The 15,959-nt window shown below is 70.3% G+C and carries 21 protein-coding genes; 5 read left to right on the top strand and 16 right to left on the bottom strand.

The features are described 5' to 3' along the window. The coding region (locus J7E89_RS35310; protein ID WP_214979778.1) for a nitroreductase family deazaflavin-dependent oxidoreductase at positions 1 to 357 on the top strand (357 nt) is incomplete at its 5' end. 102 nt (positions 358 to 459) lie between these two features. On the opposite strand, the gene J7E89_RS35315 is transcribed toward J7E89_RS35310, so the two are convergent. Then, complete coding sequence (locus J7E89_RS35315) at positions 460 to 2,445, bottom strand: AAA family ATPase (RefSeq protein WP_214979780.1); 1,986 nt, start codon at positions 2,443 to 2,445, stop codon at positions 460 to 462. A gap of 31 nt (positions 2,446 to 2,476) precedes the next feature. Continuing rightward, positions 2,477 to 3,106 carry a TetR/AcrR family transcriptional regulator gene (locus J7E89_RS35320; protein WP_214979782.1) on the bottom strand — a complete coding sequence of 210 codons (630 nt, stop codon included), beginning with the start codon at positions 3,104 to 3,106 and terminating at the stop codon, positions 2,477 to 2,479. A gap of 97 nt (positions 3,107 to 3,203) precedes the next feature. On the opposite strand from J7E89_RS35320, the gene J7E89_RS35325 reads away from it, so the two are divergent. Next, positions 3,204 to 4,181, top strand: a complete 978-nt coding sequence (locus J7E89_RS35325; protein WP_214979784.1) for a zinc-binding dehydrogenase — start codon at positions 3,204 to 3,206, stop codon at positions 4,179 to 4,181. A gap of 173 nt (positions 4,182 to 4,354) precedes the next feature. Further along, complete coding sequence (locus J7E89_RS35330; RefSeq protein WP_214979787.1) at positions 4,355 to 4,543, top strand: hypothetical protein; 189 nt, start codon at positions 4,355 to 4,357, stop codon at positions 4,541 to 4,543. 29 nt (positions 4,544 to 4,572) lie between these two features. Here the strand turns inward: J7E89_RS35330 and J7E89_RS35335 are convergent, their stop codons facing one another. The 3 genes from J7E89_RS35335 to J7E89_RS35345 form a co-directional block, all read right to left on the bottom strand. Next, positions 4,573 to 5,820, bottom strand: a complete 1,248-nt coding sequence (locus J7E89_RS35335) for a GNAT family N-acetyltransferase (RefSeq protein ID WP_214979789.1) — start codon at positions 5,818 to 5,820, stop codon at positions 4,573 to 4,575. Positions 5,821 to 5,885: 65 nt separating this feature from the next. Next, positions 5,886 to 6,851 carry an asparaginase gene (locus tag J7E89_RS35340; RefSeq protein ID WP_214979792.1) on the bottom strand — a complete coding sequence of 322 codons (966 nt, stop codon included), beginning with the start codon at positions 6,849 to 6,851 and terminating at the stop codon, positions 5,886 to 5,888. A 55-nt stretch (positions 6,852 to 6,906) separates the two neighbouring features. After that, on the bottom strand, positions 6,907 to 7,461 hold the full coding sequence (locus tag J7E89_RS35345) for an ABC transporter substrate-binding protein (protein ID WP_374196961.1): 555 nt from the start codon (positions 7,459 to 7,461) through the stop codon (positions 6,907 to 6,909). A gap of 166 nt (positions 7,462 to 7,627) precedes the next feature. On the opposite strand from J7E89_RS35345, the gene dtd reads away from it, so the two are divergent. Continuing rightward, the gene (gene dtd / locus J7E89_RS35350; RefSeq protein WP_214979803.1) at positions 7,628 to 8,053 is read left to right on the top strand and encodes a D-aminoacyl-tRNA deacylase; all 426 of its coding nucleotides are present in this window, start codon (positions 7,628 to 7,630) and stop codon (positions 8,051 to 8,053) included. A 4-nt stretch (positions 8,054 to 8,057) separates the two neighbouring features. On the opposite strand, the gene J7E89_RS35355 is transcribed toward dtd, so the two are convergent. From J7E89_RS35355 to J7E89_RS35380, 6 genes are all read right to left on the bottom strand, one after another. Further along, positions 8,058 to 9,023: a folate-binding protein YgfZ gene (locus J7E89_RS35355; protein WP_214979805.1), complete on the bottom strand. Its 966-nt coding sequence runs from the start codon at positions 9,021 to 9,023 to the stop codon at positions 8,058 to 8,060. Between the two features lie 10 nt (positions 9,024 to 9,033). Further along, complete coding sequence (locus J7E89_RS35360) at positions 9,034 to 9,483, bottom strand: Fur family transcriptional regulator (protein WP_214979808.1); 450 nt, start codon at positions 9,481 to 9,483, stop codon at positions 9,034 to 9,036. A gap of 45 nt (positions 9,484 to 9,528) precedes the next feature. After that, on the bottom strand, positions 9,529 to 10,092 hold the full coding sequence (locus J7E89_RS35365) for an FABP family protein (protein WP_214979809.1): 564 nt from the start codon (positions 10,090 to 10,092) through the stop codon (positions 9,529 to 9,531). 232 nt (positions 10,093 to 10,324) lie between these two features. After that, positions 10,325 to 11,194: a hypothetical protein gene (locus tag J7E89_RS35370; RefSeq protein ID WP_214979812.1), complete on the bottom strand. Its 870-nt coding sequence runs from the start codon at positions 11,192 to 11,194 to the stop codon at positions 10,325 to 10,327. Next, a complete protein-coding gene (locus J7E89_RS35375; RefSeq protein ID WP_214979814.1) occupies positions 11,191 to 11,949 on the bottom strand; it encodes a hypothetical protein in 759 nt (252 codons plus the stop codon). The genes J7E89_RS35370 and J7E89_RS35375 overlap by 4 nt, the downstream gene beginning before the upstream one ends. After that, a complete protein-coding gene (locus J7E89_RS35380) occupies positions 11,946 to 12,707 on the bottom strand; it encodes a hypothetical protein (RefSeq protein WP_308315708.1) in 762 nt (253 codons plus the stop codon). Before J7E89_RS35380 ends, J7E89_RS35375 begins: the two co-directional genes overlap by 4 nt. Positions 12,708 to 12,861: 154 nt before the next feature. Between J7E89_RS35380 and J7E89_RS35385 the strand changes: the two genes are divergently transcribed. Beyond that, a complete protein-coding gene (locus J7E89_RS35385; RefSeq protein ID WP_214979816.1) occupies positions 12,862 to 13,224 on the top strand; it encodes a DsrE family protein in 363 nt (120 codons plus the stop codon). Positions 13,225 to 13,236: 12 nt separating this feature from the next. Here J7E89_RS35385 and J7E89_RS35390 read toward each other — a convergent pair whose 3' ends face one another. The 5 genes from J7E89_RS35390 to J7E89_RS35405 form a co-directional block, all read right to left on the bottom strand. Next, positions 13,237 to 13,497 carry a DUF3099 domain-containing protein gene (locus J7E89_RS35390; protein WP_214979818.1) on the bottom strand — a complete coding sequence of 87 codons (261 nt, stop codon included), beginning with the start codon at positions 13,495 to 13,497 and terminating at the stop codon, positions 13,237 to 13,239. Between the two features lie 93 nt (positions 13,498 to 13,590). After that, entirely contained in the window at positions 13,591 to 13,878 is a 288-nt protein-coding gene (locus tag J7E89_RS35395) for a DUF1416 domain-containing protein (RefSeq protein WP_018101653.1), read from the bottom strand. A gap of 36 nt (positions 13,879 to 13,914) precedes the next feature. Then, on the bottom strand, positions 13,915 to 14,754 hold the full coding sequence (locus J7E89_RS35400) for a sulfurtransferase (protein ID WP_214979820.1): 840 nt from the start codon (positions 14,752 to 14,754) through the stop codon (positions 13,915 to 13,917). A gap of 181 nt (positions 14,755 to 14,935) precedes the next feature. Beyond that, entirely contained in the window at positions 14,936 to 15,019 is an 84-nt protein-coding gene (locus J7E89_RS42540; protein ID WP_355254274.1) for a putative leader peptide, read from the bottom strand. A gap of 164 nt (positions 15,020 to 15,183) precedes the next feature. Then, positions 15,184 to 15,882, bottom strand: coding sequence for a DUF2993 domain-containing protein (locus J7E89_RS35405; RefSeq protein WP_214979823.1), 699 nt, complete (start codon positions 15,880 to 15,882; stop codon positions 15,184 to 15,186). Between the last annotated feature and the right edge of the window lie 77 nt (positions 15,883 to 15,959).

Here is a 15,959-nt window from a genome sequence, read left to right on the forward strand (position 1 = left end):
ACCATGCAGGGCGCGCCCTGCCTGCTGATGGACTACCTCGGGCGGCGCAGCGGCGCCATCCGGCGCACCGTGCTGATTTACGGGCGCGACGGCGACGACTACCTGGTCGTGGCGTCGAAGGGCGGCTCGGACGAGCACCCCCTGTGGTACCTGAACATCCAGGACAACCCGCACGTACAACTGCGCGTCGGCACCGAGCGGTTCCCGGCCCGCGCCGAGACGCTTTCCGCCGAGGAGAAGGCCCGGGTGTGGCCGCATCTGGTGGACATCTTCGCGCCGTACGAGACCTACCAGAAGAAGACCACCCGTGACATCCCGGTGGTGCGGCTGCGGCGTACGGACGTGACGACCCGGTGAGGCGGTGGGCCGCCCGGCGTCCGGGGGCACCGGGCGGCTCCCGCACCTTCCCGGCCAAACCCACTGCTGCCGAGGCGACTTCGCGCCGTAACCCCTGGAGCCTCAGGCCTGCATGGGCGCCGGGAGCGGAAGGCGGTGCAGTACGTCGAGGCGGCTGACCGCCCGGGTCAGCACCACGTAAAGCCTGTGCAGGCCCCGCTCTTCGGCGCCTGCGATCTCGGCCGGTTCGACGGCGATGACGTGGTCGTACTCCAGGCCCTTGGCGAGCGTCGCGGGCAGCACGGACAGCCGGGGCGCCTCGCCGAGCCCCGCCGCGTCCAGCGCCTGGCGCAACTCCTGCACCCGGCCGGCGTCCGCGATCACGCCCACCGAGCCCTCCCGGGTCAGGGCCGCCCGTGCCGCATCGACCGTCGCAGCCGCCACATCCCGCACCTCACGTACCGCCAGTTCACCGTCCGCGCGCAGCGACCGGCCCGGCGGTACGTCGACGTCCAGCGCCCCGAGCAGCCGGTTCGCCAGCTCCACGATCGTGGCCGGGACCCGGAAACCGGTGGTCAGCGGCGCGAGGGCGGCCGTTTCCTTGCCGAGGTGGGCGAGGAGTTCGGGCCAGGTGCGGGCGGCCCACGCCGTCGTACCCTGCGCGAGATCGCCCAGCACCGTCACCGAACCGAATTCGACGCGGCGCGCGATCGCCCGGCACTGCATCGGGGAGAGGTCCTGCGCCTCGTCGATGACGACGTGGCCGTAGCTTTCGGGGCGCTCGACGAGCCCGGCGACCTCGTCGATCAGGACCAGGTCCGCGGCCGACCACTTGGCGCTCTTCCAGGAGCGCGGCGGCTTCGCCCAGCGGATCGCCCGCCGCTCGTCCGGCGTGAGGAGGGGATCGCAGGGGTCGGTGAGCACCTCGGCCACGATCTCCTCCGGCTGGACCTTCGGCCACACGGAGTCGACGAACGCCCCGATCGCCCGCGACCGCCCCATCCGGCGCAGCCACTCGTTGCTCGGCGGACCGGCCCGGCGTTCGGCCTGGAGCTGGAGCGCCCGCACCGCGCGCGTGCGCACGCGCTCACGGCCGACGGCGTACGGGGGCGCCTCGGCCCTCACCTCCTCGACGATCCGCTCCAGTTCGCCGCGCGGAATCCGCCAGCGGTACGAGCCGTCCGGCGCGGCGACGGTCTGCGCGGGCGCCGACACCCGCCCGTACAGCGCCCGGTGGAGCACGGGGCCCATCCGGGCGTCGTGCTTGACGAGGGCGGCCGCGGGGCTGTCCTCGGCGCGGACGGGATGGCGCCCGATCTCGTCGTCGACGGTCGACTGTCTGATGCCGCTCTCCCCCAGCGCGGGCAGCACCTCTGCGATGTACGAGAGGAAGGTCCGGCTGGGCCCGAGGATCAGCAGGCCGCTGCGCTTGAGGCGCTGCGGATACGTGTAGAGGAGGTACGCCGCGCGGTGCAGGCCGACGGCGGTCTTGCCGGTGCCGGGGGCGCCCTGCACGCAGACGGATTCGGTGAGTCCGGAGCGTACGAGATCGTCCTGCTCGGGCTGGATGGTGGCGGCGATGTCGCGCATCGGGCCGACGCGGGGCCGCTCGATCTCGTCGGCGAGGATGCCGCTTTTCGCCGCGCCGCCGCTTTCCTCTCCGGCCGCGAGCCGCTCGTCCTCCATCCCGGTCAGGTCCTGTGACGCCCCCTTGCTCCACGGCGCCCAGCCGAACCGCCTGCGCACCAGGACGCCCTGCGGGTCTTGCGCGCTCGCCTGGTAGAAGGTGCGGGAGACGGGGGCGCGCCAGTCGATGACCAGGGGTGGATCGGCGGGGTGTTCGGCGATGCGGCGGCGGCCGATGTGGTGGCTCTGGCCGTCGGCCAGATCGAGCCGCCCGAAGAAGAGTGGACCTTCCGGCTCCTCCCTCAACTCCTTGGCGTACGAGCGCAGATGGAAGCCGAGGGCTTCGGCGTCGGCGCCGGAGGCGGAGACGTCCTCGCCGTGGACGACCTGTTCACCGGCGCCTTCGGTCATGCGGGTCAGAGCTGCGCGGCAGAGGTCGTGGAAGGTCCGTTCCTGGCTGAGGGCGTGGTCGAGTGACGTCATCCGCCAAAGATAACGTAACCGAGTTACGAATTTAACCAAGGTCTAAAAATCGGGTGCGGAGGCCGTTCCTCAACTGCTCGAAGGCGAGCTCGGCCGCCGCCACAGCCCCCGGAAGTACCTTCTGCGCGCTCTCCCCCGCCTCGATCCGACGCCAGTTCTCCTCGGCGAGGATCCGCTGTACGGCCACGATCTGCCCGGCCGCGAGCCGCGCCGCCAGGGGGTCGGGCCCGTCGAGGGCGGCGGCGAGCGCTTCCTCCGAACGCCTCACATACGCGTGGAGCCGGGCCACCAGGCTCGGCGTCCCGTACAGCAGCCGGTGGAAGGCGAGCACGTCGGCGTCGTCGCTGAGCCCGGTCACGGGATCGCGCCGGTCGAGGCCGGCGAGGAAGTGCCGCTGCAGGGCGTCCAGCGGCGAAAGCCCGTCCGCGCGCCCGTCGACGACGACCCGGGCCGCCTCGTCCTCGTGGTCGGCGAAACGGTGCAGCGCGAGGTCTTCCTTGGCGGGGAAGTAGCGGAAGAGGGTCGGCTTGGAGATCTCGGCCGCGGCCGCCACCTCGGCCACGGAAACCTCGTCGAAGCCCTTCTCCAGGAAGAGGGCGATCGCCGCATCGGAGATGACCCGGTACGTCCGCTGCTTCTTCCGCTCCCGCAAACCACTCATGAGGACGAAGCGTACGCGCTTGACCTCAACAGAACTTGAGGTCACAGACTCACTGGCGCACGGACAGATACCGACGTCGGAGTGGGGAGTGAGCGTCATGCGCGCGATTCAGGTGACGGAGTTCGGCGGTCCGGAGGTACTGGTGGCGACCGAGCTGCCGGACCCGGTGGCCGGTCCCGGAGAAGTGGTCGTGGAAGTCGCCGTGACCGACACGATCTACGTCGAGACGCAGATCCGGGGTGGCTGGGGCCCACAGTTCGGCATCGAGCCGCCGTACGTTCCGGGCGGCGCGGCCGCAGGCACGGTGCTAGCGGTGGGCGAGGGCGTGGACCCGGCGTGGACGGGCCGCCGGGTGGTGGCGGGCCCCGGCACTGCGGGCACGTACGCCGAGCAGGTCGTCACCCCGGTCGACCGCCTGATCCCGGTCCCCGACGGCCTCGGCCTGCGCGAGGCGGCCGCGCTGGCGCACGACGGCGTCACCGGCACCGGCATAGCGGAGGCAGTCCGCATCCGGCCCGGCGAGCGGGTGTTGATCCTGGGCGCTTCGGGCGGCATGGGAACGCTGCTGGTGCAGATGGCGAAGGCAGCCGGCGCACATGTCGTGGGGGCGGCGCGCGGCAAGCGGAAGCTGGATCTCGTACGGGAACTGGGCGCCGACGCGGTGGTGGACTACTCCGGGGAAGGCTGGACCGAGCGCGCCCGGGAGGCACTCGGGGGCGCCGGGGCGGACGTGCTGCTGGACGGCGTGGGCGGCGAACTGGGCCTGGCCGCCTTCGCGCTGGTGGCCGACGGCGGCCGCGTCTCGGCGCACGGCGCGTCCAGCGGCGGCTTCTCGGGGATCGACCCCGACGAAGCCGGGTGGCGCGGGATCACGCTGCGGGGGATCGCGGAGGTCCAGTTCGGGGCGGCCGACATCACGCGGCTGGCGGCGAAGGCGCTGGCAGAGGCGGCGGCGGGCCGCCTGCGCCCGGTGATCGCGGCGACGTTCCCGCTGGTGCGGGCGGCGCAGGCGCATACGGCGATCGAGGCGCGGACGGTGGCGGGCAAGGCGCTGCTGGTGGCGGCGGGGAGCTGAGTGGCGCGGGTGGCCGGGGGGGGAGCTGAGTGGGGCGTGGGCCGGGCCGTGCGCCGCCTAACCCCCCGCCAGCTTCGCCAGCGTGCGCCCGTACTGCCTGAGCACCTCCTCCGGCGTCGCATCCGTCCGCGCGTTCGCCGCCGCGAGGTCCGCCATCCCAGGGAGGGACCGCTATGCCGCTCATCGCCATCCTCCTCGCCGCGCTCTTCTTCACCCTCGAAGAGCTCATCCAGTGGCAGTTCGGCGCGATGGGCCTGGTGGCCGTCGCCCTGCTGTCCATCGGCGTCAAGGCCAAGAACACGGCATGCCTGAGCATCGGCGCCGTCGTCCTCGTCCTGCTGCTCCAGCCCACCTTCGGCTGAAGCGGCGCATCAGAAGAGATCGGAAGAGATCAGAAGATGTCCGGGCACCACGGTCGCCTGGACGTACGGAACAGGGCGTCGGCAACGGCGGCGGCGCCCGCCACCTCCTCCACGACGCGGCCCAGCGCCACCAGCCGCACCGCGGACTCCTCGCCCAGGTACAGCGCCCCCAGCTCCCGTACATCCAGCGTCAGATCGGGCGACTCGGCCGAAGGGGCACACACCGCTCCGTCCGCCGAGGCATCCAGCCGGAACCGCCCGCCGGCCGGCCCCGCCGCATCGTGCACCTCCAGCACGAGCGAGGCGGGCACCGGGTACGTACGAGCCTCCAGGGCCCGTACGACGTCCAGCAGCCGCACCCACAGGAAATCCGCCTGAGTGACGATCCTGGCAGCCCGGGGATCCGGGAGCAGGAGGGGAAGCAGATCGTCGCCGGCGCGGTATCCGGACCGTACCGTCGAGATCCAGTCGATGGCGCAGACGAAGTGCCACAGCGCGCGCTCCGCCGCCGGCGACACCGCGATCATGCCGCGTACGTTCGCGGTGTTGAGCGGCTGCTTGGCGTCGCCCCACTTCTCCTCGGCCCGGTAGACCAGCAGGCCCTCGACCTCGCCGTGCGCCGAGCGGTAAACGGCGTAGAACGGCTCGCGCCAGGGCTCGTGCGCCATGACCACCTGCCCCGTGTTGAGCTGCCACCACCGCTCGTCGCGGGTGATCGCGCCGTGCTGCATCGCACGGAAGCGCTCATACAGCTCGGGCCCGATCTTGCGTACGTCGGCCCCGTCGACCAGATCGACCCGGCCGCCACCGTCGTCGGGCCCAGCCCAGCGCGCGTCGAGCCCCGCCCGGGGTACGTCGATCTCCCACTCGCTGATCGACGCGGCGGGCCCGAACCCGTACCGCCCGTAGATCGGATACTCGGCGGCGATCAGCGTCGACAGCACATCCCCGCGCTCCTTCGCCGCCGCGAGATCCGCGTCCATCATCCGGCTGAGCAGACCGCGGCGGCGGTGCGTCGGCGACACGGTCACGTTCGACACGGCACTCGCCGGGACCGCCGCGCCGCCCGGCACCGTGAGCTCCTGCGCGAAGGAGCGGTACGTCGCGACACAGCGCCCGTCGTCGAACGCGCCCTGCACGCGCGCCAGGTCCATGTGTGCCAGGCGTTCCGCCGCCTCCTCTTCCGAGGCGAGGGGCGCCCGGAGGAATCCGGTGGCGAGGGCGCGCAGCCAGTCGCGGAACTCGGACGCGGTGATCGTACGGACGTCAACGCTCATGCGCCCACGCTATGCACACCGGCCACCGCCTGTCGCCCGTATTTTTCCGGCCGTCCGGACGCCGCTCAGAACGCCGCGCGTATATCCCCGACCTCAGCCGCCCCGCCCATCAGCGGCGCCCGCCCGATCCGGTCCACCACCGGCCCGTCCACACCGAGCCGCCGCAGCGCCTGCGCCAGCACCGGCCCCAGCGCCCGCGTCGCGCCGTCGTCGACCTTGAACGCGACAGCGCGGCCGTCCGGCAGCGCCACCGCCTGAACCGCCTCGGCGCCCATCTTCGACAGCGCACCCGGCACCTCGCGCATCAGCCACGTGTCGGGGCGGCGCGTACCCGCGACGAACTCCGGGTGCGCGCGCATCGCGTCCGCGACGCGTCGCTCGGCCGTGCCCGGTGCGGCGAGCACGAAGCCGCGGAACGCCGTCGCCAGCCCGACCAGGCTGATCCCCATCAGCGGCGCGCCGCACCCGTCCGTACCCACCGCAGTGACGCGCTCGCCGCTCGCCTCCTCGACCACCTCCAGCACGAGCCGCTGAAGCGGATGAGCGGGGTCCAGGTAGGAACCCGTGTCCCACCCGTTCAGGCCGCAGGCCGCCAGCATCGCCGCGTGCTTGCCGGAGCAGTTCATGGTGAGCCGCTCGCGCACCCCGCCTCCGGCGAGGTACGCCTCCGCCTCCACCGGGTCCAGCGGCAGATCCGGCGGAGTCTGCAGGTCCGCCTCCGTGAGCCCGTACTCCGCCAGCATCTTGCGTACGAGATCCAGCTGGAACCGCTCCCCCGAGTGGCTCGCGGCCGCCAGCGCCAGCCGCTCCCCCGACAGGTCGAGCCCGGCCCGCAGGATCGCGGCGGCCTGCATCGGCTTGTTGCTGGAGCGCGGGAAGACCGGGGCGTACGGGTCCCCGACCGCCAGCTCCACGCTGCCGTCCGCCGCCAGAACGACCAGCGAACCCCGGTGATGGCCCTCGACGAAGCCGGAACGGACGACTTCCGCGAGGACCGGGGATATGGCGGTGGCAGCGGTGCTGGAGGACATCTCGACCTTCCGGGGCGGGAACAGGACCAGGCTCCCGTCCGGCCGGATCGCGGCGTCAGGTCAGCAGGTCGTCTACTTGTGCTTCACCATCACGGTACCTGCGGGCAATCTCCGCACTGCAATCGTCCGCCGTCCGCTGCAGATGCTGCCGGCGCCGCGAGACCTGCTGTTCGTAACGCACCAGCCGCCCCATGGCCGCATGCAGCTCCTCGTCCGTACGGGCAGCGAGATCCGACAGCTCGACCTCGGCCAGCATCTCGGCCGCCAGCAGCCGGAACTCCTCGCTGTGCGGTGTGGACAGCGTCACGTGACGGGCGGAGGAACGGTGCCGCGAAGGGGCGTCCGCGAGGATCTCCGACAGGCGGTCGACGACAGGGGACTCCGGCCCCGTACGCCGCGCCAGCTCGGCCCGCAGGATGTCGATCCGCCCGTGCAGCAGACGCCGCACATAACTGAGGTCCGCCTCGTCCCGCTGCGAGTCACGGCGCAGACCGCGCAGCTCCGGCAGCCCCAGCACACCGAGATCGGTCTTCTGCTGACCATCCGCGCTCTCGCCGGTCCGCTGCGCGGGTGGTCGTGCGGCGGGAGCGGAAGACGTCAGCTGAATCATTGGCATAGGTACGGGACCGAGCGGCTGCCCGGCGCCAGATGTGCTCATGGATTGTTCCGTCCCCTCGACCGGTGCGGGGCGCGCACCGCCTCCGTGCATCGTGCCACTCCTGACGTCGGCTACGCAGGCGCTCTACGCCCGTTCAGCCCCGGATAGATTGGGCCGCATGCGTGCAGTGGTGCAGAGGGTCGACGGCGCGAGCGTCGTCGTGGCCGGACAAACGGTCGGCGAAATCGTGGGCGAAGGCCTGTGTGTGCTGGTGGGAGTCACCCACGAGGACACAACGGACAAGGCCGCACAGCTCGCCCGGAAGCTGTGGTCGGTTCGGATCCTTGCGGGCGAGAAGTCCTGCTCCGATGTGAATGCGCCACTTCTGGTCATTTCACAGTTCACTCTCTACGGGGACGCCCGCAAGGGTCGCCGCCCCACCTGGAACGCCGCGGCCCCCGGCGAGAGCGCCGAGCCACTGGTCGAGGAGGTCGTGGCCCAGCTCCGCGCGCTCGGCGCGCACGTGGAGACGGGCCGCTTCGGAGCGGAGATGAGAGTCTCCCTCACGAACGACGGCCCGTTCACGATCCTGATCGAGATCTGAGGACCTAAGGCTCTACGACGACTTCCTGCGCCGCGGCCGTATTCCCCGCCAGCAGCTCCGCGTCCACCGGCACATTGCGCTTGACCAGTGCGAGAGCGATCGGCCCCAGCTCGTGGTGGCGGGCCGACGTCGTGACGAACCCGAGCTGGCGCCCCTCCTCGCCGTCCGCCGCCAGCCGCACCGGCGTCCCCGGCCCCGGCAGCAGGACATCGCTGCCGTCCAGGTGCAGGAAGACGAGCCGCCGCGGCGGCTTCCCCAGGTTCTGGACGCGGGCGACGGTCTCCTGGCCCCGGTAGCAGCCCTTCTGGAGGTGTACGGCGCTGCCGATCCAGCCCAGCTCGTGCGGGATGGTGCGGTGGTCGGTCTCGAAGCCGAGGCGGGGCCGGTGCGCTTCGACGCGCAGGGCCTCGTACGCCAGGATGCCGACGGCCGGGCCATGAGCCTCGGCGTACGCCTCCAGCTGACCGCGCGGCAGGAAGAGATCACGGCCGTGCGAAGTCTCCCGTACGGCCACACCCTCCGGCACGTCGGCGATCGAGCCGGCCGGGAGGTGGACGACTGCGAAGTCCTCGGTCCGGTCGGCGGTCTCCACCCGGTAGAAGAACTTCATCGACTCCAGATACGCGATGAGATCGCCTTGCGTACCCGGCTCGACGTGCATCCACACCGTGTCGCCGTCGTCGACGAGGTACATCGCGTGCTCGACATGGCCGTGCGCGGTGAGGATCAGCGCCTCGGTGGCCCGGCCGGCCGGGAGATCGCTGACGTGCTGCGTGAGCAGGAGGTGCAGCCAGCTCAGCCGGTCGTCACCGGTGACCGTGACGACCCCGCGGTGCGAGAGGTCGACGAGGCCGGCGCCGCCGGCGAGCGCGCGCTGTTCGCGGAACAGGTCGCCGTAGTGCGCGGCGACGCCTTCGTCGCGCCCTTCGGCGGGGACGGCACCGGGCAGGGACAGCAGGGGGCTCTTCATATCGCCCAGCCTACGACTCGGTAGTTGAAGCTTCCGCGGAAGTCTCCGCAGCGCACTTCTGGCAGCGCCCGAAGATCGCGAAGTGCTTCATGTCCGTCTCGAAGCCGAACGTCTCGCGCAGCTTGGCCGTGAAGTCCGCGGCGATCGCGATGTCGGCCTCGATCACGTTCGTACAGTCGCGGCAGACCAGGTGAATGTGGTGGTGGCGGTCCGCCAGGTGGTACGTCGGGGCCCCGTGCCCCAGGTGCGCGTGACTGACCAGACCCAGCTCCTCCAGGAGCTCCAGGGTCCGGTACACGGTGGAGATGTTCACGCCGGACGCGGTCCTGCGCACCTCGACGAGGATGTCGTCGGGCGTCGCGTGTTCCAGGGCGTCCACGGCTTCCAGGACAAGCTGACGCTGGGGCGTCAGCCGATAGCCGCGCTGCCGCAGGTCGCTTTTCCAGTCGGTGCTCACCACGTGCCCAGTGTAGGCAGCGCGGCAAGCAACCCACGTGGTGTCCGCCTACTTGAAAAACGCGATGCCGTCGTCGGGCAGGTCCTTGAGGTCCTTCGCCCACTCGCTCGGGTCGACGACCTTCTTCAGGTGCGCCGACATGTAGGGGCGGAGCTCGACGTCAGGAGTGGCCTTCTCACCGACCCACATGAGGTCGCTCTTGACGTAGCCGTAGAGACGCTTGCCACCGGTGTACGGCCCGGAGGCGCCGGTTCGCGCGACCGCGTCCGTCACCAGGTCGATCTGCGGCTTCTGGTCGGCGAGCTCGCCGTACCAGATCTCGACGACGCCCTGGTCGCGGATCATGACGACCTCGACCTTGCGGTCCTTGTCGACGCGCCAGTAGCCGGACTCGCTCTCCAGCGGCCGGACCTTCTTGCCGTCGTTGTCGAGCACCCACGTGTGGGAGACGTACTCAAGGAAGTCCCGGCCGTCGTGGGTGAAGGTGACTTCCTGGCCGAAGTTGCACTTCTCGGCGCCGGGGAAGTCAGAAACGCCCGCACCCTCCCAGTTTCCGAGGAGGAAGACGAGGGGGACGAGGTCCGGGTGGAGGTCGGACGGGATCTCGATCATGAGCTGCTCAGACGATCTGTGAGGGGAGGGGTGGGGTGGATCAGCGCTGACCCTGGTAAAGCTTCTTCACGGTCAGACCGGCGAAGGCCAGAACGCCGACGCAGACCAGAACCAGCAGGGCTTCGAAGAAAATCACCACGGGGTTGCTCCTTGCACGAGCGATGGGCAGTACGGGGCCGGGCCCCAGCTTAGTCGGCGGGGGCCCGGCGTTCTCTGCGAGGGGCGTACCGGCTCAGCCGAGCAGCTGCGCCTGGAGAATCAGCGACTGGTAGAAGGGCACGTCCACCGCACTGCCCTTTCTGGAGTGCGTGACCAGCGCGAGCGTGTCACCAGCCACGATGTACGCCTGCCGGACCTGCCCCGCGCCGTACGGCTTCTCCTCCACGTACACATACGCCCTGACGGTCCCCGCCGTACCCAGGCTGGACCACTGTTCGTCCAGCGCGACGACGGGCGCCTCCCTCAGGAGCGCGCCGCCCTTCAGCCCGGCTCGGATCACGTCGTCCTTGAAGCCTTCCGCGTACGCGACCGAGTTGAACCGCAGCAGATAGATCCACGACGTGGTGCCGTCGGGCATGGTCCAGCCGCGTCCGGCGATGTGCCGCACGGCGGAATCGCGCAGGGCCTCCCGGATGCGGGAGCGCTCGCCCTTCGCGTACGCGGAGGCGTACTGGCCGGTGGTGATCCAGTCGCCGGTCAGCCGCTTGTCCGGCGAGGCTCCGGCCGGAGCGCTGAGCATCAGCCTTCGCAGATCGGCGTGGTGTATCTCCGCGTCGTTGCCCTCGCTGTAGGGGCGCGGCGAGCCGGCCGGCAGAGCGGGCAGCGAGAGCTCCGGGTAGTCCCAGCGGCCGTCGTGCTCAGTGGCCAGTCCTGGTACGTCGGTACGCTCCAGCGCGGCGATGCCGAACGCGCTGCCGGTGCCGAGGCCGCCGCACACGAGCACAGCGGCGGTCCAGCGGGCGACGGCCCGCAGCACCCTGCGGGGCGGCCGGGGAGCGGCGGCGGGCGCTTCGGCAGGTGTTTCGGCAGGTGTTTCGGCAGGCGGCGGCGGTCCCGGCGCTTCTTCCGGCGTCGTCGCGGGGGGCGTGAGCTGCTCGGTCATATGTACTCCCCGGGGGACACGACGTGGTCGAGCTGGTCCTTCACCAGGCGGGCGGTCTCGCGCTTGTCGAAGGGGTTGGTGCCGGAAGCGGTGACACTCACCAGCAGCTCGTCGTCGTATGCCGTACAGGCCATCCCGCCGAGCTCCGTCGCTTCGTCGCTCTCCGTTCCGGAAGGGGGCGCCATGAAGCAGGCGGCCTTCTTGTGGCCCTTGATCTTCGGGCCCTTGCGGCTTCCGAGGAGGCCGGCCAGTTCCGTCCGGAGGGCATACAGCGCGTGGATCTGCTTCGTGTTCTTCATCCGGACGATCTGCACCTCGACGACGAGGTTGTTCACCTGCGCGGTGTACGAACGCACCGCGATGCCCCGCACGCCCAGCCTGTCGATCTGCTTCTCATACTCCCGCCGCTGCTTGCCGGACACTCCGCGCCCCTGCTCCTTGAGGAGCGCCTCGGCCTTCGCGCCGCTGAGCTCGGAGTCATTGCCGTACGAGGAGATGTCGGGGCCGAGGCGGAAGTTGTCGGGCACGGGCAGCAGCAGTTTGCTGAGCTCGGTCGAGTCCTTGCCCCTGAAGACGTCCCCGGCCGGATCCTTGCCGGGTTCGTCGGCGGTCCGCATCCATTCGGCGCGCGGAGCGGTCCGGACAGCGGAGTCGACGGTGTGCTTGGTGTACGCGAGTCCACCGCCGACGGCGCCGAGTAACAGCACGGCGGGAAGCGCCGTGCCGAGCAGCCGTCGGGTCTGATCCTTGTTCACAGGCGCTCCAGCTGCCGCTCGGCCAGCACGCGGATGTCGCTCCTGCTGATCGGCTTGGTGTCGAAGATGTTGATGTCGACGAATATGTCGCCGCGCTGAAATATGGCCCTGGCCTGGTACGACGGGAGGTACCCGGCCTTCAGATCAGGCTTGTAGACGTAGTAGCGGCCGTTGCCGCTGCCCTTGAGGGGGTCGCCCTCGTTGCCCGCGCCGTCCTTCTCGTACGGCATGTACGCGAGCTGGCCCCGGACGTGCTCGACGGCGCCCGCCACGGAACTTGGGCGGAACTGGACGAGGCGGATGGTTGTCGACCGGTCCGCGCCCTGCTCCCAGGCGGCACCCGCGGCCCGGCGGAACTCGTCCAGGGCCAGCGACTCGAACATGTGGGACTCGCTGTCGAACTCAAGTGCGTACGAGGCGAGGTCGACCCAGCCGTCGTCGAGCCAAAGCTCGCCCGAGTCGCGCGCGCCCGCAGGCTTCGTCAGGAGCAGCTCGCGCAGGTCGCCTTCCGTCCTGAACCGGCGGTCGTCCTTCGCGGACAGCGGCTCCGGCTCCTTGCCCTTGGGCAGGGACTTCGCCGGGTACACCAGTCCGTCCTGCGCCAGCGCGGGCAGCGGCGTCGGCGGCCGCTCGGCCTGGACGGTGTAGCCGACGGCGGTCCCGCCGACGATGCCCAGCACCGCGGCGGCGGCGATGATCAGGGACGTACGGCCGCGCGCGCGGACACGGCCGACAGGGCGGTCGTCGCCCGCCGGCACGATCGATTCTTCTGGTTCCTGCTGATCAGGAACGGTTTGCTGAGCTTCCAAGGGGTCCCCCACGAGACCTGAGGCGCAGGTTCCATCACCTGCGGCGCACTACAGACCTGCGAGGGGCGGCCGCGGTTGTACGGCGGCGGATTACAGTTCGGACATGGCGAAGAAGCTCGTGATCAAGGTGACCGCCGGGGCCGATGCCCCGGAGCGGTGTTCGCAGGCGTTCACGGTGGCGGCGGTGGCCGTCGCCAGTGGGGTCGACGTCTCGCTCTGGCTGACCGGCGAGTCCTCGTGGTTCGCGCTGCCGGGGCGCGCGGCGGAGTTCGAGCTGCCGCACGCGGCGCCGCTGCCGGACCTGATCGAGTCGATCACGGCGGCCGGACAGATCACGCTGTGCACGCAGTGCGCGGCGCGCCGCGAGATCACCGAGAAGGACGTGATCAAGGGCGTACGGATCGCGGGCGCGCAGGTCTTCGTCAGCGAGATCATGGCGGACGACGTCCAGTCCCTCGTCTACTGACCTGCTCGGGGCCTACTGAGGGCGCTTCTTGCCGTCCAGCTCGTCCCACCAGTCGTCGGACTTCGGATCCCCGGAAGGATCGTCCCACCACCGGTCCTCCGGCCCCCGCCGGTTGGCGACCATCGCCGCGATCGGCGGAATGACCATCGCGACGAAGCACATCCCCACGGCCACCGGCACGGACCACAGGCGCACGAGGGCCCAGGCGGAGACGAAGAGGACGATGCATCCGCCCATCAGCACGAAATAAGCGTGACGGCGCCGCGCGTACATAACTCCACGGTACGACCGAAGGGCCGCACCCGGTCCAGGCAAAGCGTCCAACCCGCCCTTGAGTGCGGCCCTTCGGCCAGTAGAAAACGCTCGTCAGACGGCGATCGCGACCTCTGCGAGGCCGCCCGTCTGGGCGACGACCGTACGGTCGGCCGTGCCGCCCGGGACGAGTGCGCGGACGGTCCACGTGCCCTCGGCCGCGTAGAAGCGGAACTGGCCCGTGGCCGAGGTCGGGACCTCAGCGGTGAACTCGCCGGTCGAGTCCAGGAGGCGGACGTAACCGGTGACGGGCTCGCCGTCGCGGGTCACGCTGCCCTGGATGGTGGTCTCACCGGGCTTGATCGTCGAGGCGTCGGGGCCGCCGGCCTTTGCTCCACACATGTTGAATCCGTCCTTCAAGTCGCAGTCGATGAGGGGTTACTTGTTGGCGCCGAGCTCGATCGGCACGCCGACCAGGGAGCCGTACTCGGTCCACGAGCCGTCGTAGTTCTTGACGTTGTCGACACCGAGCAGCTCGTGCAGGACGAACCAGGTCAGGGCCGAGCGCTCACCGATGCGGCAGTAAGCGATGGTGTCCTTGGCCAGGTCGACCTGCTCGGCCTCGTACAGGGCCTTGAGCTCTTCGTCGGACTTGAAGGTGCCGTCGTCGTTGGCGTTCTTCGACCACGGGATGTTGCGGGCGGACGGGACGTGACCCGGGCGCTGCGACTGCTCCTGCGGGAGGTGGGCCGGGGCGAGCAGCTTGCCGCTGAACTCGTCGGGGGAACGCACGTCGACGAGGTTCTGGTTGTTGATCGCGGAGACCACGTCGTCGCGGAAGGCGCGGATCGAGGTGTCCTGCGGCTGGGCCTTGTACTGCGTGGCCGGGCGCTGCGGAACCTCGGCGACCAGGTCGCGGGAGTCGAGCTCCCACTTCTTGCGGCCGCCGTCCAGCAGGCGGACGTCGCTGTGGCCGTAGAGCTTGAAGTACCAGAAGGCGTACGAGGCGAACCAGTTGTTGTTGCCGCCGTAGAGGACGACTGTGGTGTCGTTCGCGATGCCCTTCTCGGACAGGAGCTTCTCGAAGCCGGCCTGGTCGACGAAGTCGCGGCGGACCGGGTCCTGGAGGTCCTTGGTCCAGTCGATCCGGATCGCGTTGCGGATGTGGTTCTTCTCGTACGCCGAGGTGTCTTCGTCGACCTCGACGATGGCGACCTTCGGGTCCTCGATGTGGGCCTCGACCCAGTCTGCGTCTACCAGGACGTCGCTGCGGCTCATGCTGTTCTCCTCCGGGGCAGTGTGCGGCGGTTATGCGCGAGGTGCTGTGTGCGGGTACGCCGGTACACGGAACGGGACGGCGTACGACCGCACGGGGGTGGCCCTGACTTCGACTGCACCAGTTCGGTCGGTCGGAGGGCCGGGGGAAGGCGGGTGCCGGGCTGTGCCGGTCAGAACCCGCTCAGGCAGTACGACAGAGCATGGCGGCGACGCGGCACAGGTCTACTGCCCGCCGCTTCGTGAGGTCCGCCTGTCGCTGCTGCATGGGACCGATCGTAGGGATGTCACGACCGGCATGTCACCGGCGTGTCGCATGTTGAGACGCGATCGTCCGGGATGTGGGATGCGGTGGTGGTGCAAGGCCTTCGTCCGGCGGTGGCGCGCCGTCTGCGTCCGCCCGCTGCCTGAGGGGCGGACGCTGCCGTCTCACTATCCGGCGAGGCCCACATTCGTACCGGTGACGGAGATCTCGAGCCCGTCCTTCGTCGCCTCGGCCTTTTCGAGCTTCAGGCCGCCGGGCAGCCCGCTGATCTGCCGGTCGAAGTCGGTCTTCTCGCGGATCTTTTCCTCGATGCCGGGCAGCCCCTCGCCCGGAACCTCGTCCGCCCGCACCCTGAGCGTGTCGCCGTCGACGACGGTCACGCTGGACAGCACACTGCGGGTGATCTTGCGGCCGAGGAGCTCGACGGAGCCCGTGACCTTCACCTTGCCGTTGCCGCCGTAGGCGACGGGAAAGCCGCTCTCGGAGGCCTTGGACAGGTCCTCGTACGAGATGCGCGCCCTGCCGGTGGCGAGCTCCGCCGTCGCGTCCGAGAAGCCGCCGACACTGCCGCGCACCCGCACGTCGTGGAGTTCGGCGGTCATCTCACTGATCCGGACCCTGCGGCCCTCCGCGCTCGCCTCGGCGCCCTCGACGGTGACGTCGACCTGGTCGAGATGCTTGGCGGCGACCTGGGTCAGGAAGGGAAATCCCTTGATCGATACGTCGGTTCCGCCGTCCAGACCCTGTTGGCTCTGGACGCGCTTCGCGACCTCGGACTCGGCGAAGTTGACCGCGAGGCGGTCCACGACGACGAAGATGCCGCCGAGGATCACGGCGACGATCAGCAGTATTCGCAGCGCACGCATTTCTTACGGATCCCCCACACTCGTCGGACTCGGGCCGCGATCGTCCAAGCCCCCTTGACGATCGTCGACTACTGCCA

Origin of the sequence: Streptomyces sp. ISL-100, assembly GCF_018614615.1 — a bacterium.
GTDB lineage: Bacteria > Actinomycetota > Actinomycetes > Streptomycetales > Streptomycetaceae > Streptomyces.

Coding starts and splice junctions, on each gene's coding strand:
- J7E89_RS35315 (WP_214979780.1), bottom strand. CDS start 2,445: ATGACGTCACTCGACCACGCCCTCAGCCAGGAACGGACCTTCCACGAC.
- J7E89_RS35405 (WP_214979823.1), bottom strand. CDS start 15,882: ATGCGTGCGCTGCGAATACTGCTGATCGTCGCCGTGATCCTCGGCGGC.
- J7E89_RS35345 (WP_374196961.1), bottom strand. CDS start 7,461: ATGATTCAGCTGACGTCTTCCGCTCCCGCCGCACGACCACCCGCGCAG.
- J7E89_RS35325 (WP_214979784.1), top strand. CDS start 3,204: ATGCGCGCGATTCAGGTGACGGAGTTCGGCGGTCCGGAGGTACTGGTG.
- J7E89_RS35400 (WP_214979820.1), bottom strand. CDS start 14,754: ATGAGCCGCAGCGACGTCCTGGTAGACGCAGACTGGGTCGAGGCCCAC.
- J7E89_RS35395 (WP_018101653.1), bottom strand. CDS start 13,878: ATGTGTGGAGCAAAGGCCGGCGGCCCCGACGCCTCGACGATCAAGCCC.
- J7E89_RS35320 (WP_214979782.1), bottom strand. CDS start 3,106: ATGAGTGGTTTGCGGGAGCGGAAGAAGCAGCGGACGTACCGGGTCATC.
- J7E89_RS35340 (WP_214979792.1), bottom strand. CDS start 6,851: ATGTCCTCCAGCACCGCTGCCACCGCCATATCCCCGGTCCTCGCGGAA.
- J7E89_RS35330 (WP_214979787.1), top strand. CDS start 4,355: ATGCCGCTCATCGCCATCCTCCTCGCCGCGCTCTTCTTCACCCTCGAA.
- dtd (WP_214979803.1), top strand. CDS start 7,628: ATGCGTGCAGTGGTGCAGAGGGTCGACGGCGCGAGCGTCGTCGTGGCC.
- J7E89_RS42540 (WP_355254274.1), bottom strand. CDS start 15,019: ATGCAGCAGCGACAGGCGGACCTCACGAAGCGGCGGGCAGTAGACCTG.
- J7E89_RS35390 (WP_214979818.1), bottom strand. CDS start 13,497: ATGTACGCGCGGCGCCGTCACGCTTATTTCGTGCTGATGGGCGGATGC.
- J7E89_RS35335 (WP_214979789.1), bottom strand. CDS start 5,820: ATGAGCGTTGACGTCCGTACGATCACCGCGTCCGAGTTCCGCGACTGG.
- J7E89_RS35355 (WP_214979805.1), bottom strand. CDS start 9,023: ATGAAGAGCCCCCTGCTGTCCCTGCCCGGTGCCGTCCCCGCCGAAGGG.
- J7E89_RS35365 (WP_214979809.1), bottom strand. CDS start 10,092: ATGATCGAGATCCCGTCCGACCTCCACCCGGACCTCGTCCCCCTCGTC.
- J7E89_RS35370 (WP_214979812.1), bottom strand. CDS start 11,194: ATGACCGAGCAGCTCACGCCCCCCGCGACGACGCCGGAAGAAGCGCCG.
- J7E89_RS35385 (WP_214979816.1), top strand. CDS start 12,862: ATGGCGAAGAAGCTCGTGATCAAGGTGACCGCCGGGGCCGATGCCCCG.